The following is a 13,604-nucleotide window of genomic DNA, read 5'->3' as shown; positions in this document are numbered from 1 at the left end:
AATCGTTCGGGGAGCGCGACAGGCGATTCAGTCCCTGGTGAACTCGGCCTTGTAGACCACCGGGTAGAGCGCCTTGAGCCCGGCCACCTTCGGCGCGTCCCAGCGCTCGATATAGGCGTTGCGCGGATTGTTGAGCATGAAGTCCTGATGATACGTCTCGGCCGGGAAGAAGCCGCGATAGCTCTCGATCCGGGTGACGATCGGCGCTTTCCAGAGGCCGGACTTGCCGATCTGATCGAGATAGGCCTTGGCGACTTTCGCCTGCTCCGCCGTGGTCGGCACCAGCGCGGAGCGGTATTGCGAGCCGTGGTCAGGCCCCTGCCGGTCGAGCTGCGTCGGATCGGCGCCCACCGAGAAGAAGATGCGCAGAAGCTGGTCGTAGCGGATGACCGAGGGATCGTACCGGACACGCACCGCCTCGGCGTGGCGGGTCTTGCCGCTGCTCACGCTCTGATAGTCGGCGACGCGGCTGGTATCGCCGTGATAGCCCGAGACCGCGCTGGAGACGCCCTTCACGTGGCTGAACACGCCTTCGATGCCCCAGAAGCAGCCGCCCGCGAAGATCGCGGTCTGCTTGCCCGTTTCGGACGCCTTCACCTCGGCGATCGGCGCGCGCACGATGCTCTCGGCTGCGACCGGAGCCTGGCAGGCGGAAAGGAGGGCGGCGCCGGCAAGCAGGATGGCGCCGGGCCGGTTCATCGCGTGGCGGCGGCCTCGGCGACCGGGACGATGCCGCCGGCCATGGTGTCGATCGGCTCGCTCGACATGACGGTGAAGACGAGCACCGCGCCGCCGGCGAAGCCAAGCGCGAAAAGGCGGGTGATGTCGGACTTGAGAAGCTTGATCATGGTCGTATCACTGGTTGGGTTCGATCTGTCTGCGTCGGTAATGCCGCACGCGCGCTTTAGGTGATGTGAACATCGCCACATCGCGCGAATTTCGGCGACGAACCGCGCCGGATTGTCGACGAACCGACGCGATCAGTGGCGGAAGTGGCGCATTCCGGTGAAGACCATGGCCAGCCCCGCCTCGTCGGCCGCGGCGATCACTTCCTCGTCGCGAATCGATCCGCCCGGCTGGATCACCGCGGTGGCGCCCGCCTCGGCGGCGGCGAGCAGGCCGTCGGCGAAGGGGAAGAAGGCGTCCGAGGCGACCGCGCTGCCGACGGTGCGCGGCTCGGCCCAGCCGAACTTCTCGGCGGCTTCCCTGGCCTTCATCGCCGCGATACGCGAGGAATCGCGCCGGTTCATCTGGCCCGCGCCGATCCCCGCGGTCACGCCGTCCTTCGCATAGACGATCGCGTTCGACTTGACGTGGCGCGCGACGGTCCAGGCGAAGAGGCAGTCGGCAAGCTCCTGCTCGCTCGGCGCGCGCTTGGTCACGACCTTGAGATCCTCGCGCGTGATCGCGGCGCTGTCGCGGTCCTGCACGAGGATGCCGCCGGCGATGATCGCGAGCGTCTGGCCGGGGCGGCGCGGATCGGGCAGCCCGTCGGTCAGGAGCAGGCGCAGGTTCTTCTTCCTGGCGAAGAACGCCCTGGCTTCCTCGTCGGCACCCGGCGCGACCACCACCTCGGTGAAGATCTTGCAGATCGCTTCGGCGGTCTGACCGTCGAGCGGCACGTTGGTCGCGACGATCCCGCCGAACGCCGAAACGTCGTCGCAGGCGAGCGCGCCTTCCCAGGCCGTCAGCAGGCTCTCGCCCTGGGCGACGCCGCAGGGGTTGGCGTGCTTGACGATCACCACGGCCGGATCCTGTCCGCGAAACTCCGCGGCCAGTTCGAAGGCCGCGTTCGCATCGTTGTAATTGTTGTACGACAGCTCCTTGCCCTGCACCTGCTCGGCCTGCGGCAGCCCCCGCGCGTGCGGACCGGCGGGCAGGTAGAGCGCTGCGTCCTGGTGCGGGTTCTCGCCATAGCGCAAGGTGCCCGACAGGACCCGCGTCATGCTCACCTTCGGCGGGAACTTCTCCTGCTGGTCGGCATGGGCGAACCACTGCGAGATCGCCGAATCGTAGGCCGCGGTCGCGGCGAAGGCCCTCGCGGCGAGGCGCTTGCGGAAATCGAGCCCGGTGCCGCCGCCGGTCTCGTCCATCTGCGAGAGCAGCTCGGGATAGTCCGCCGGATCGGTTACGATCGCGACATAGGCGTGGTTCTTCGCCGCCGAGCGCACCATCGAGGGGCCGCCGATGTCGATGTTCTCGATCACCGTCTCGCGGTCCGCGCCCTTGGCGACGGTCGCCTCGAAGGGATAGAGGTTAACCACGACCAGGTCGATCGCGCCGATGCCGTGCTCGGCCATGGCCGAGGCGTGCTCGGGATTGTCGCGCACCGCCAGCAGGCCGCCGTGCACCATCGGGTGCAGCGTCTTGACGCGGCCGTCCATCATCTCGGGAAAGCCGGTGATCTGCGAGATGTCCTTGACCGCAAGCCCGGCCTCGCGCAGCGCCTTGGCCGTCCCGCCGGTCGAGACCAGCTCGACGCCGCGTTGCGCCAACGCCTGTCCCAGTTCGACGATGCCCGTCTTGTCGGAAACGGAAAGCAGCGCGCGCTTGATCGGGATCGATTCGGCCATCGGAAAAAACCTCTGAATTCGCGGGGGGCAATCGGCGCGCCTGTTAGGAGCCTGCGACGGCTTTGTAAAATCCCGGGTCTCGCCTGATCCGCAGCCGCGTTCGTCCGGCGCGCGGCGGAACCGCGCGCGTTCAGGCCATCTTCTTGAAGAGCCAGCCGAAGTTGCCGCCGCCGCGCGACACCAGTCCTTGCACGACCAGTTGCTGCGTCGCCACCGGCCGGCCGCTCGCGTCGACCCAGAGGCTGTCCTCGATCTCGACTTCGCCCGAGGTCGAGCGGAACTGCCAGTAGCTGCCGTCTGGCAGGGCGAGCCCCGCGCCCATCCGGTCATCGGTCAGGCCGACTTCGACGCCGGGGCCGAGATGGAACCGGATCGCGAAGCCGACCTTGCCGCGCTTGCCCTTGCGCCCGGTCGGCACCAGCAGGTCCTCGCCGCGCAGCTCGCCGCCGTCGTCGCGCATGATCAGGATGCGGCGGTGATCGAGGTTGTAGCGCGTGGCATAGCCGTTGTGGCTCGCCTCGATGCGGGTCGCCGTCCCGCCGCCGTCGAGCGTCAGTGTCCGGCGGTCGACATCGACTTGCGAAACGCCCGAACCGATCGCGCCGTTGATCAGGATCGCGGTCGAATTGGCGTCGTCGAGCGTCAGCGTCGAGTGGGCGGCGGTGGCGCGCAGCGCCTGCTCCAGCCGTACCGGGAGCAGCCCCCCCGCGCTCGCGGCGCCGCCGCAGTTGACGACGATGCGCTGGCCCGCGTGCGACAGCTCGAACGCCAGTGTCGAGGCGCAGCCGTAGCGCGCGTGGCGCGGCAGCGGCGGCGGCGCCACGTCGAACACGAGGATCGACTTGCGCGCGGCGACGCGCTGGTAGCCCCATTGCCGCACGTCGCGCAGCGGCCGCGTGCGCACGCCGCTGGCGGCGATCAGCGTCGCGATCTCGTCCGCGCTCACGCCCCAGGCGCCCTGCCAGCTTCCCAGCGCGCCGTCGCCATTGGTCAGCGCGAGCAGGGGCGGCACGAGGAAGGCGAGCATCTGCTCGAAGGCCTCGGGCATGTCGCGATAAGTGCAGAAATAGCAGGCGCGCAACCGCGACAGGAAGGCGATCGCCTCCATCTGCATCAGCGGGTTGCGCGCGAGAACGCCGCCGTCCTCGCCGACCAGCTCGCCCAGCGCCTTGGCGAGGCCCGCCTCGCCGTAGAGCAGCCGGGGCTTGCCGCTCGGCAGCAGCAAGCCCGCCGCGACGATCGCGCACCATCCGGCGACTTCGGCGAGCCCGTCCTCGGCCTTGGAGACGTTATGGTCGAGCCAGCGCGCGGTGTCGTCCATCGCGCGCAGCAAATCCTTGCGCAGCGCCGCGTCACCGCCGAGCACCAGCGGCGCGTGGACGAACCAGTTGAACAGCCGCGTCCCGGTGTTGCCCACCGTCCAGGCCGGCCCCTTGCCGGGCTTCGAGGGCGGCTTGCGATTGGCATCGAGCCATTCGCGCGCGATCCGCTCGGCAACCGAGGCGGTCTGTTCGCGCGGCGCGCTCGCCTCGAGATCGGCGAGCCAGGTAAACCCGTGGACCACGCGCTCGAGCGGCGGCGTGACGCGCGCCGCGCCCTGGAAATCGACTTGCGCGATCGGCGTCTTGGCGCCGTGGACGAGGAAATGCCCGGCGCGCAGGGCCGTGCCCGCGACCCGATTGCCCGGCACCGGGTTCTCGACCGTCGAGAGCAGCCGCAGCTTGACCTTGCGGCCGAGCCGGGTGGTCAGCATCGAGGCGGGCACGCCCATCCGATAGGCCATGCGGATCAGCCGCTCGCCGCCGCTGATCGAGGGCGGCGCGAAATCGGCGAGCGCCAGCGCGCGGCCGGGACGGATCACTTCGGACGGAGCCGGGTTCTCGGTGAGAGCGCCCGGCTCGTCCGGACCCTCGGCCACGCCTTCCTCGAACTTGTCCCCCAGCGGCACGGCGCGCAGATCATCGCTCATCAGGACCTCGCTTTCGGGCCGCGGCATGCGCACCGCCTCACCCATGCGGAACCAGTCCCTTGAGCGCGGCGATATTGTCGCGGTAGTGCGCGGCCCCGCCCTTGAAGGTGGCGGTTCCGGCGACCAGCACGTCGGCCCCGGCATCGACGCAGCGCGGCGCGGTGCGCGCGTCGACGCCGCCGTCGACCTCGAGCCTGATGTCCTTGCCGGTCTTGTCGATCATCTTGCGCACCGCCTCGATCTTGCGAAGCTGGCTCTCGATGAAGCTCTGGCCGCCGAACCCGGGATTGACGCTCATCACCAGCACCAGGTCGATTTCCTCGATCAGATAGTCGAGCATCTTGGCGGGCGTCGCCGGATTGAGCGAGATGCCCGCCTTCTTGCCGAGCCCGCGGATCGCCTGCACGGTGCGATGCACATGCGGCCCCGCCTCGGGATGGACGGTGATGATGTCCGCGCCCGCCTCGGCGAAAGCCTCGAGGTAGGAATCGACCGGCGAGATCATCAGATGGACGTCGAAGGGCTTGGCGGTGTGCGGGCGCAACGCCTTCACCACGCCGGGGCCGATCGTAATATTGGGGACAAAATGTCCGTCCATTACGTCGACGTGAATCCAGTCGGCGCCGGCCGCGTCGATGGCGCGCACTTCCTCGCCGAGCCGGGCGAAGTCGGCGGACAGGATGGACGGTGATATGAGCGGGGATGCCATGGGCGGATCGGTGCTCCTTTCCAAGGCGAATAAAACACCACATCTTGCGCTCACAATAAGTGCGGATGCGTTTTCCACACGCTATCTTGCCCTGCGCGCAGTTGTCCGCCGTTTTTCACGCGATCTGCGACGAATCGCGCCTGAACCGGCGCCGGCGGGCCAATTCACTCGCTATTCAGCGCCGTACCGCTATTTCGAGCATGCAACCTGCGGCGGGCGCAAGCGTTTCGCCCTGCCCAACCCGGCCCGTAATCCATCCGAGAGACCGGCCTACAAGCAACTTCGACCTTCAAGGAGGGTTTCGAAAGCGATGAACAAGTACCTTGCGGCCCCGGCCGCGGCCATCGTGGCGCTGGGCCTCGCGACAAGCGCGCCGGCCGCCGCGCAATACCGGCAGGAAATCCGCAACGACATGAGCAAGTGCACGCGCGGGTCGTCCTCGGCGGTGATGGTCACCGTCGACGGTATCAAGAACTCGATCGGTCCGGTGCGCGTCCAGGCCTATAACGCCACGTCCGGCGAGTGGCTCAAGAAGGGCAAGTGGCTCAAGCGCATCGAGGTTCCGGCGAAGGCCGGGACGATGACGTTCTGCCTGCCCGTTCCGGGTCCGGGCAACTATGCCATCGCGGTGCGTCACGACGCCAACGACAACGGCGACACCGACATCACCATCGACGGCGGCGGCATGTCCAACAATCCGAGCATCACCATCTTCAACCTCGGCAAGCCAAGTTACACCAAGACCGCCTTCCCCGTGGGCGACGGGGTCAAGTCGATCCGGATCCAGATGAAGTACATGTAGCGGCCGCGCCGCCGTCCGCCTCGCGCGCCGCGACGATGCGGCGCACGTCGGCGAGATCGCGCGGCTTGTCGACATCGACCGCGGCGAGACCGTCGCGCGCGGCGACCGGCACCGCGACCACGCCGATGCGCGCGCCGAGCCGCGCAAGCGCGGCGGCGAGCGTCAGCCGCCCGCGCCAGTAGCGCCACAGCGTGCCGATGCCGAGCCGCGCGGCGATGCGCCAGGGCCGCTTGCGGTCGGCCTCGACCATCGACCAGGTCTCGATCGCGGCGCGCGCGCGCGGCGTCGCCAGCAGGAACAGGTTGCAGCCCGACCAGGCCCCGTCGGCGAAGGTCAGGAATGTGCGCGAAGAGCCCGGCAGCGCCGCGCGCACCGCTTCGCCGCGCGCCAGCAGCACCGCGACGTCGGCGTCCCCGGGCGCCGCCGCGACGAATTCGCGCACCCACTCGGCCTCGAGCAGCGCGTGATCGGAAGTCGTGACCAGCATCGGCGCGCCGAAATGCGCGAAGCCCGCCGCGACGCTCGCGCTCGGCCCCGTGCCCGAGGCGATCACCTCGCATTCGCGCGCGCGCGCCAGGGCAGCGACCTCCTCGTCGTTGGTGGCGACGGCAAGCCGCTCGATCCCCGCCCCGCGCAGCGCGGCGATCACCCGCGCCAGCATCGTTTCGCCGCCGATCCGCGCCAGTGCCTTGTGCGACAATCCCTCGGCCAGCGCGACACCGTCGGGCGCGCCGGGCCGCGATCCCGCCAGGACCAGCGCCGCCGGCATCATGCCCGCGACCGCTTCGCCCGCCACACCTTCCACAGCACGCCCGGCGCGGCGAGCACGGGATGCCGCTCGCGCCAGGGCGTGAGCGGCACCGCCACGCCGGTATGGCGCTCGATTTTCCACGCCGCGTAGCGCGCCGCGCCGTCGAACGTCGTCGAGGCGCGCACCAGCCGCACGAGGTTGTAGGGCCTGCCGAAGCGGCGGCGACGGCGCCACCAGCGCAGGACCTGCGCCTTGCGGGCGGGCGCGAGCCGCGGGGCGATGGTACCTTGCGGGCCGCGCCCGTAGTCGATCCCCTGCGCGATCAGCGCGAGCGGCAGCAGGCCGTCGAAGTGCTCGCGATTGGCGGCGAGGATAGATTCCTCGCGACCGACCTTCTCGAACCGGAACTCGGCGGCGTACGTCGCGCGGAACAGCGCCCGCCAGAAGGCGTCGGGCGCGGCGTTGGCGGGACCGAGCGCGACCGCGAGCCGGGCGGCGGTGCAGGCGGCGGCGCTGACCGCCTCGGCGACTCCGGCCGCGGCCGCCGCGTCGCGGCTCCAGGCGAGCGCGCTGGGCTGCACGAAGCGGGCCCAGATGGTGGTGTCGAGCGTCTCGCCCGCCGCCGCCGCGCGGAAAGTCGCCAGCGTCATCGTCGCGACTTTCGCGCGCAGGACCGTGCCACCGATCTCTCGTTCGTGATAGCTGACGCGCGGCCAGATGCCGCTTTCGACCGGCCCCGACAGCAAGACGTAGAAGTCGAGAACGCCCTCGAGCGAGCCGGTCCGCAAATTCGACCCGTAGAACAGCACGGCGAGCGCCTGCCCCCCGTCCGCCAGTTCAGCGGCAAAGGCGCGGACCGCCGGATCGACGGGCCGCGCAAGCGCGGTGGCGACGCGCGCCTCGAGACCATCGGTCATGGAACGACGAAAGAGAGCTGCGGGCCTTCGTCGACGAGATAGCGCCCCGCGGGAAACGCCTCGCCGTCCAGGATGAAGGCGCCGCCGAGATCGAACTCGAAGGGACCGCCGGTGACGCGGCGCCCGGCACTCTGGCCGGTCCTGCCCATGCCGCCGCCGAACAGGATCGCAGGAAGCCGCGCGAGCAGGCGCCGGACGGGATAGTCCATCACCGCGAGCTTGATGCCCGCGCCCGGATGGCGGCCGAAGGGCCTTGCGCCGAGCGGAAAGCGCTCGAAGGTGGTGGCCACGGCAAGGAACCGCTCGCCCGGATCGCCGCGCCCGCCGTGCGGAATCTCGCTGCCGGCGGATCGATCGAAGATCCGCATCGGCGTGCACGAACGCCAGACGTTGCCCGCGCGCCCCGCGAAGGACTGGACGATCGCCCAGAGCACGGTGAGCGCCACCGCGAAGCTGTTGAACGCACCGCGCCGGTGTGCTTCCTGACCGGCCTCGGTGGCGAGCGTGAACACGCCCGCGCCCATCACGAAGCCCTGCGCGCAGCCGCCGCCGCCCTGGGCGGAGGTGATCCGCAGCGGGCTGCGCCGCACGACCTTGCCGCGCTGCGCGGCGGCAAGCGCGTCGGCCAGCGACCAGCGGTTGGGCAACCCGAGATCGACGGTGAGCGCGTTGGTCTTGCCCTTGGGCAGCACGATCAGGCGCGGCCAGACCGCGCCGAAGATCTCGGCCCCGCAGCTCAGCACGTCGCGCACGGTGCCGTCGCCGCCATCCACCACGAGATAATCGATGCCGCGCTCGGCGAATTCTGCGAGGCACGCATGCAGCGCCTCGCGCGTGCGCGGCGTTTCGGTGAGGATGTTCGAACAATCGGCCAGCTCGGGCTCGTGGCCCTTGTTGCGGTGGCTGCGCGGATTGCGCACGATGCCCACGAGCGGCACCGCACGGCCGCGCGGCACATAGCGCGAGGGGCGCGCGAGCGTTCGCGACGAGGGCTGCTCGAACAGACGCAGCGTGTCGAGTTCGTAGATCGTTCCGTGCACTTCGGGGCTCATTTAGTCGCGGGGTCGGCGAAAATCATCAAGAAAACGGCTACAGCCCCAACTTTGTTACAAAATTATTGCTCGCCTTCCCTGTTATCCGGCTACGAACTTACCTTGCCTGAACGGGCCTGAACGGGCCTGAACGGGGATGCCCATGCGTCACGCGATTGCCAGAAACCCCGCGCTCGCCTAAGGGCGGCGCGCCATGGGAGAGCCTATCAGCATGCCGGACGTCGAGACGGTCGGGGACAATCCGACGCGGCTTTGGGGCCTGACGATGCACGAGCGCACGCGACGGCTCGCGAAAGCCTCCGGCCTCGCCATGGCCGAGGGCGCCGCGAGCGGACCGCGCCTGCTCGCCAATGCCGCCTTCGCGTTCGACCCCGCCTGGTTCCGCCATGTCGCCGCGCATCCCGGCACCGTGCTCGCCGCGCACGGTGTTCCGGCGCTCGCCCATGCGCGCGACGGCGCGCAGGCGGCGCGGATCGCAGCGGCCATGCGCGAAGGATGCCCGCTCGCGGCGGACGGCTTCGACGTGCTCGCCTACGAGCAGGGTCCGACGATCGAGAACAAGCAGCTCAGGAAGCGCGAGACCCCGTTCCTTACCGAGCTGCGCCCGGACACGGTGCGCCGGATCGAGCGGGCCAGCTATTTCGGCGCCTACAAGGGCGTCACCGACGTGCTCACCAAGTACCTGTGGCCCGAATGGGCGCTGGTGCTCACCCGCCTGGCGGCGCGGATCGGGATGACGCCGAACATGGTGACCGCGATCGGGGCGTTCCTGTGCGTCGCCGCGACCGTGTGCTTCGCCTATGGGCATTACTGGCCGGGCATGGCGCTGGGGCTGGTGTTCATGGTGCTCGACACCGTCGACGGCAAGCTGGCGCGGTGCACGATCACCTCATCGAGCTGGGGCAACGTGTTTGACCACGGCATCGACCTCGTTCACCCGCCGTTCTGGTGGTGGTTCTGGGCGACGGGGCTCGCGGCCTGGGGCCTCGCGTACGACCCTGTGACCTTCTGGTGGGTGCAGGGCGCGATCCAGGGCGGCTATCTCGTCCAGCGCGCGATCGAAGGCGTGTTCATCCGCCAGAACGGGGGAATGCACATCCACGTGTGGCGGCGCTTCGACAGCCGCTTCCGGCTGATCACCGCGCGGCGCAACCCGAACATGGTGATACTGTTCGTCGCGATGCTGTTCGCCCGGCCCGACCTCGGCCTGATCGCGGTGGCATGGTGGACGGCGATCTCGTGCCTCGTCCATGCCGTGCGGCTGGTCCAGGCATGGATCGTTCGCGCGCGAGGCGGTACGATCACCTCATGGCTGTCCGACGCTTGAGGGAGACACGGCGATGAACCCGACGATCGAGAAATTCGGCTATCCGGCCACGCTGGTCGCCGAGTTCGACCACTGGGTGGTGCTGGCGCGACCCGCTCAGCCGACGCTGGGGTCGCTGGTGCTCGCCGCGAAGTCCGACGCGACGGCCTTCTCGGACTTGCCGATCGAGGCGCATGCCGGGCTCAAGCAGGCCACCACCGCGATCGAGGCCGCGCTCGGCAAGGCGGTCGGCTATGCCAAGCTCAACTACCTGATGCTGATGATGGTCGACCGCGAGGTCCACTTCCACGTCATCCCGCGCTACGAGGGCGCGCGCGAATGGCAGGGCCGCGAGTTCGTCGACGTGGGCTGGCCCAAGGTCCCCGATCTCGGCCACGCGGTCGCGCTGGAGGGAGACGGCCTCGCCGCGCTGGTCGCGTGGCTGAAGGGGAATTTCGACACGCCAGTATAAGCCATACCGACTCGAGGTATGGCCCCTATGGGGATATGGCGGGATCAGAGCCGATGGCCGGAAAGTCGTGGGGAGCGAACGCCCGGCCCGCACCTCGTCCGACTGCTATGTAGCCGTATCCGGACGGTCCGCTGTCTCTGAATTGATGCGCGTTGCCGGCATTGCGCTCGGCAATTCAAGCCTCGCCGTTCCGACCTGTCGGGGAACGACGGGGTCTCGAATGCGCGCGGCCGGCGCCTACCAGTCGTAGGCCTTGGGCTGGTCGCTCTCGTCGAGATCGCGGTAGCGTTGCCTGAGGCGGCTCTGGTGGTTCGCGAGCGGCTGCTCCACGCCGTCGATGAAGACCTTCACGGGCGCCGAGGAAACTTCGAGCGGATCGCCGTCCCAGATCACCACATCGCCCGCCGCGCCGGCCTTGAGCACGCCGTTGCGGCCGCCCATGCCGCTGATCTCGGCCGGAATCGAGGTGATCGCCGCGAGCGCCTCGCCCCAGGTGAGCCCCGCCGCGCCCGGCAGCTTCGAGAGCGCCACCAGGTTGCCCGCGTATTGCGGTGCGTAGCGTGGGTGGTTGTCGCCGTCGAACGGCCCGATCGCGACCTTGACGCCCGCCTGCTTCATCCGGCCCACGTTCGACTGGGTCGAGGCGAGCTGCTCGAACTTGGCGGGAAGGTCGTTGAGCGCGGCGGCGATCACGGGAATCCCCGAGGCGGCGATCTGCGGCGCGACTTCCCAGCCCTCGCTCGCGCCCACGATCACGAGGTCGAGCTTGGGAAACTCGCGCTTGAGATCGATCACCGAGAGGATGTCAGAGGCCCGCTCGACATGGACGTAGAGCGGTTGGCGGCCTTCGATCACCGGCACCAGCGCGGCGGCGTCGAAGCGGGTGAGCAGCACGTCGGCGCTGCGCTCGGCGCTGTCGGAGCCGGCCAGGCGCGGATCGACCGGAAGGTCGTCGCCGGTGCGCAGCGGATCGGGGCGCGAGGCCCGGCCCGGAATTGCAGCGCGCGCACCGTAGGCGCGGGCTTCGCGCAGCGCGTTGCGGAACAGCGCGTGCGCCGCGGTGCGGCTGCCGCCGGCGCGCCGCGCGCCGTATTCGCCCAGTTCGACGAACTGGAAGGCGCGGGGGCGCACAACCGCTTCGCGGTCGGCGCCAAGATCGATCACCGCGCCCTGCCCCGCGAAGATCGAGGAGCCCGCATCGGGCGCGACCGTCGCGCGCGTCACGCCGCCCTCGCGGCTGACCGCGATGTCCTGCGAGGCCGAGTTGATCGCCGGAGCCGCGTCGAGCGCGGCGTTGAAGGGCGAATCGCCCGCCTCGGTGTCGTTGCTGTCGGACACGGCCATGACGTCGTAGAGACCGAGGTCGGTGACGGCGGCGAAGAGGCCGGGCGTCACCCAGGTTCCCGTGCCGTCGATCACCTGCACACCTGCGGGGACGGCCACGCCGGTGCCGACCGCGACGATGCGGCCGCCGCGCACCACGACCGTGGCGTTCTCGATCGGCTCGCCGCCGTCGCCGGTGCCGACGGTCGCGCCGGTCACGGCGAAGTCCTGCGCCTGCGCGGCGGCGGGAAGGATCAACGCGAGCGCGGCGATCGCCGCGAGAGTGAAGCGCTTCATTTCACGTCTCCCTCACCGGGCTGGCCAAGCTCGAAATCGCTCACCGGCCGCCGCTTGCGGTCGAGCGCGTCGTACATCAGCGCGCCGTCGATCCAGACCTTCTCGGGCCGCGAATAGACCGAGAGCGGATCGCCGTTCCACAGCACCACGTCGGCCATCTTGCCCGATTCGAGACTTCCGGTCCGGTCGCCGATGCCCATCGCCTTCGCCGCGTTGAGCGTGAACCAGCCGACGACGACTTCGTCGGGGATGTCGATCCCCATGCGCCGGCCGTCGGCCTGCGCCTTGGCCGCTTCCTGGTTGAGCCGCTGGATACCGTTCTCGTCGTCCGAGTGGATCACGACGCAGGCCCCTTCCTTGGCGATCAGCGCGGCGTTTTCGGGGATGGCGTCGTAGGCTTCCATCTTGAAGCCGTACCAGTCGGCCCATACCGCCGAGCAGACCCCCGCCTCGCGCAGCAGGTCGGCGATCTTGTAGCTTTCGACCGCGTGGTGGAAGGCGGCGACCTTGTAGCCGAACTCCTTCGCCATATCGAGTACGAGCGCCATCTCGTCGGCGCGGTAGCAGTGGTTCTGGACGAGGATCTCGCCCTTGAGCACGCCTTCGAGCGTCTCGTTACCGAGATCGCGCTTGGCATGGTCGCCGTCCATGTAGGCCTGCGCGTCGATCCAGGTCTGGCGGTTGACCGCGAAATTGCCCATCCGCGTCGAGGGTTTGCGGCCCTTGGAGCCGTAGACCCGCTTGGGATTCTCGCCGCAGGCCATCTTGAGCGAATAGGGCGCGCCGGGAAACTTCATCCCCTGCACCGTGCGGCTGGGCACGTTCTTGAGCGTGACCGAGCGGCCGCCCATGAGGTTCGCCGAGCCGGGCAGGATCTGCAGGCTGGTGATCCCGCCGTTGGCGAGCGCGCGGGTGAAGCCGGGGTCCTGCGGCCAGACCGAATGCTCGGCCCAGACGTCGGGCGTGGCCGGGTCGGTCGCCTCGTTGCCGTCGGAATGCGCGGCGACCGACGGAGTGGGATAGTCGCCGAGGTGCGAATGGATGTCGATCACCCCGGGCGTGACAAACTTGCCGCTGCCGTCGATCCGAGTGAAGCCCGCGGGAACCGCCAGATCGGGACCGCCGACGGCGGCGATCCTGCCGTTCTCGAACAGGACCGTGCCGTTGTCGATCCGGCCGCCCGCGCCGTCGAAGACGGTCGCGCCGACCAGCGCGGTGGGCGTGCCCGGATAGGGCTGATAGGTCGAGGGGTAGGGCGCCTCGGCGGGCGCGCCCGAGGCCGACTTGGCCTTGCCGCTCCCCCCGTCGCTCGCGCAGGCGCTGAGCGCCAGACCCGCCAGCAAGGCGCAGCCCCATTTCGCGACGCGTATCCTTCCACTCATACTCTTACCCCCGTATCTGCCGCGAAGAGGCGCCGCGAAGGCCGCTCCGCA

Annotated in this window: 13 protein-coding genes; 3 read left to right on the top strand and 10 right to left on the bottom strand. The window is 69.5% G+C overall.

The annotated features are described in order from the left end of the window. Window positions 1-27: 27 nt before the first annotated feature. The 5 genes from msrA to rpe all read right to left on the bottom strand — a co-directional run bounded on the left by msrA (window position 28) and on the right by rpe (window position 5,251). Window positions 28-699, bottom strand: a complete 672-nt coding sequence (msrA, locus tag B2G71_RS12365; RefSeq protein WP_098106142.1) for a peptide-methionine (S)-S-oxide reductase MsrA — start codon at window positions 697-699, stop codon at window positions 28-30. Next, window positions 696-848 (bottom strand): hypothetical protein, encoded by a 153-nt coding sequence (locus tag B2G71_RS24110; protein ID WP_168176352.1) that lies wholly within the window; start codon window positions 846-848, stop codon window positions 696-698. Before B2G71_RS24110 ends, msrA begins: the two co-directional genes overlap by 4 nt. A 132-nt stretch (window positions 849-980) precedes the next feature. Further along, on the bottom strand, window positions 981-2,573 hold the full coding sequence (gene purH / locus B2G71_RS12360) for a bifunctional phosphoribosylaminoimidazolecarboxamide formyltransferase/IMP cyclohydrolase (protein ID WP_098106139.1): 1,593 nt from the start codon (window positions 2,571-2,573) through the stop codon (window positions 981-983). Between the two features lie 130 nt (window positions 2,574-2,703). Then, entirely contained in the window at window positions 2,704-4,587 is a 1,884-nt protein-coding gene (locus tag B2G71_RS12355) for a heparinase II/III family protein (RefSeq protein WP_240530137.1), read from the bottom strand. Next, on the bottom strand, window positions 4,580-5,251 hold the full coding sequence (gene rpe, locus B2G71_RS12350; RefSeq protein WP_098106136.1) for a ribulose-phosphate 3-epimerase: 672 nt from the start codon (window positions 5,249-5,251) through the stop codon (window positions 4,580-4,582). Before rpe ends, B2G71_RS12355 begins: the two co-directional genes overlap by 8 nt. Here rpe and B2G71_RS24825 point away from each other — a divergent pair. Then, window positions 5,250-6,053, top strand: coding sequence for a DUF2141 domain-containing protein (locus tag B2G71_RS24825; protein ID WP_346426938.1), 804 nt, complete (start codon window positions 5,250-5,252; stop codon window positions 6,051-6,053). The genes rpe and B2G71_RS24825 overlap by 2 nt on opposite strands. Here the strand turns inward: B2G71_RS24825 and B2G71_RS12340 are convergent. The 3 genes from B2G71_RS12340 to B2G71_RS12330 are packed head-to-tail and all read right to left on the bottom strand — an operon-like array spanning window position 6,019 to window position 8,761. Continuing rightward, the gene (locus B2G71_RS12340; protein WP_098106402.1) at window positions 6,019-6,825 is read right to left on the bottom strand and encodes a nucleotidyltransferase family protein; all 807 of its coding nucleotides are present in this window, start codon (window positions 6,823-6,825) and stop codon (window positions 6,019-6,021) included. The two genes, B2G71_RS24825 and B2G71_RS12340, sit on opposite strands and share 35 nt — an antisense overlap. Continuing rightward, window positions 6,822-7,721 carry a hypothetical protein gene (locus B2G71_RS12335; RefSeq protein ID WP_098106130.1) on the bottom strand — a complete coding sequence of 300 codons (900 nt, stop codon included), beginning with the start codon at window positions 7,719-7,721 and terminating at the stop codon, window positions 6,822-6,824. Before B2G71_RS12335 ends, B2G71_RS12340 begins: the two co-directional genes overlap by 4 nt. Then, complete coding sequence (locus B2G71_RS12330) at window positions 7,718-8,761, bottom strand: acylglycerol kinase family protein (protein WP_098106399.1); 1,044 nt, start codon at window positions 8,759-8,761, stop codon at window positions 7,718-7,720. Before B2G71_RS12330 ends, B2G71_RS12335 begins: the two co-directional genes overlap by 4 nt. Before the next feature lie 205 nt (window positions 8,762-8,966). Between B2G71_RS12330 and B2G71_RS12325 the strand changes: the two genes are divergently transcribed. Both B2G71_RS12325 and B2G71_RS12320 read left to right on the top strand, forming a co-directional pair. After that, complete coding sequence (locus B2G71_RS12325; protein ID WP_098106128.1) at window positions 8,967-10,100, top strand: CDP-alcohol phosphatidyltransferase family protein; 1,134 nt, start codon at window positions 8,967-8,969, stop codon at window positions 10,098-10,100. Window positions 10,101-10,113: 13 nt separating this feature from the next. After that, on the top strand, window positions 10,114-10,551 hold the full coding sequence (locus B2G71_RS12320) for an HIT family protein (RefSeq protein ID WP_098106124.1): 438 nt from the start codon (window positions 10,114-10,116) through the stop codon (window positions 10,549-10,551). 237 nt (window positions 10,552-10,788) lie between these two features. On the opposite strand, the gene B2G71_RS12315 is transcribed toward B2G71_RS12320, so the two are convergent. Together B2G71_RS12315 and B2G71_RS12310 are read right to left on the bottom strand one after the other, a co-directional pair. Further along, the gene (locus tag B2G71_RS12315) at window positions 10,789-12,171 is read right to left on the bottom strand and encodes an amidohydrolase family protein (RefSeq protein WP_098106121.1); all 1,383 of its coding nucleotides are present in this window, start codon (window positions 12,169-12,171) and stop codon (window positions 10,789-10,791) included. Then, on the bottom strand, window positions 12,168-13,553 hold the full coding sequence (locus tag B2G71_RS12310; protein WP_098106117.1) for an amidohydrolase: 1,386 nt from the start codon (window positions 13,551-13,553) through the stop codon (window positions 12,168-12,170). The genes B2G71_RS12315 and B2G71_RS12310 overlap by 4 nt, the downstream gene beginning before the upstream one ends. Window positions 13,554-13,604 lie beyond the last annotated feature (51 nt).

Source organism: Novosphingobium sp. PC22D (assembly GCF_002556635.1).
Classification (GTDB): Bacteria; Pseudomonadota; Alphaproteobacteria; order Sphingomonadales; family Sphingomonadaceae; genus Novosphingobium.
Note: the sequence above shows the minus strand (reverse complement) of the source record. Positions and strands in the feature narration are given on the sequence as shown.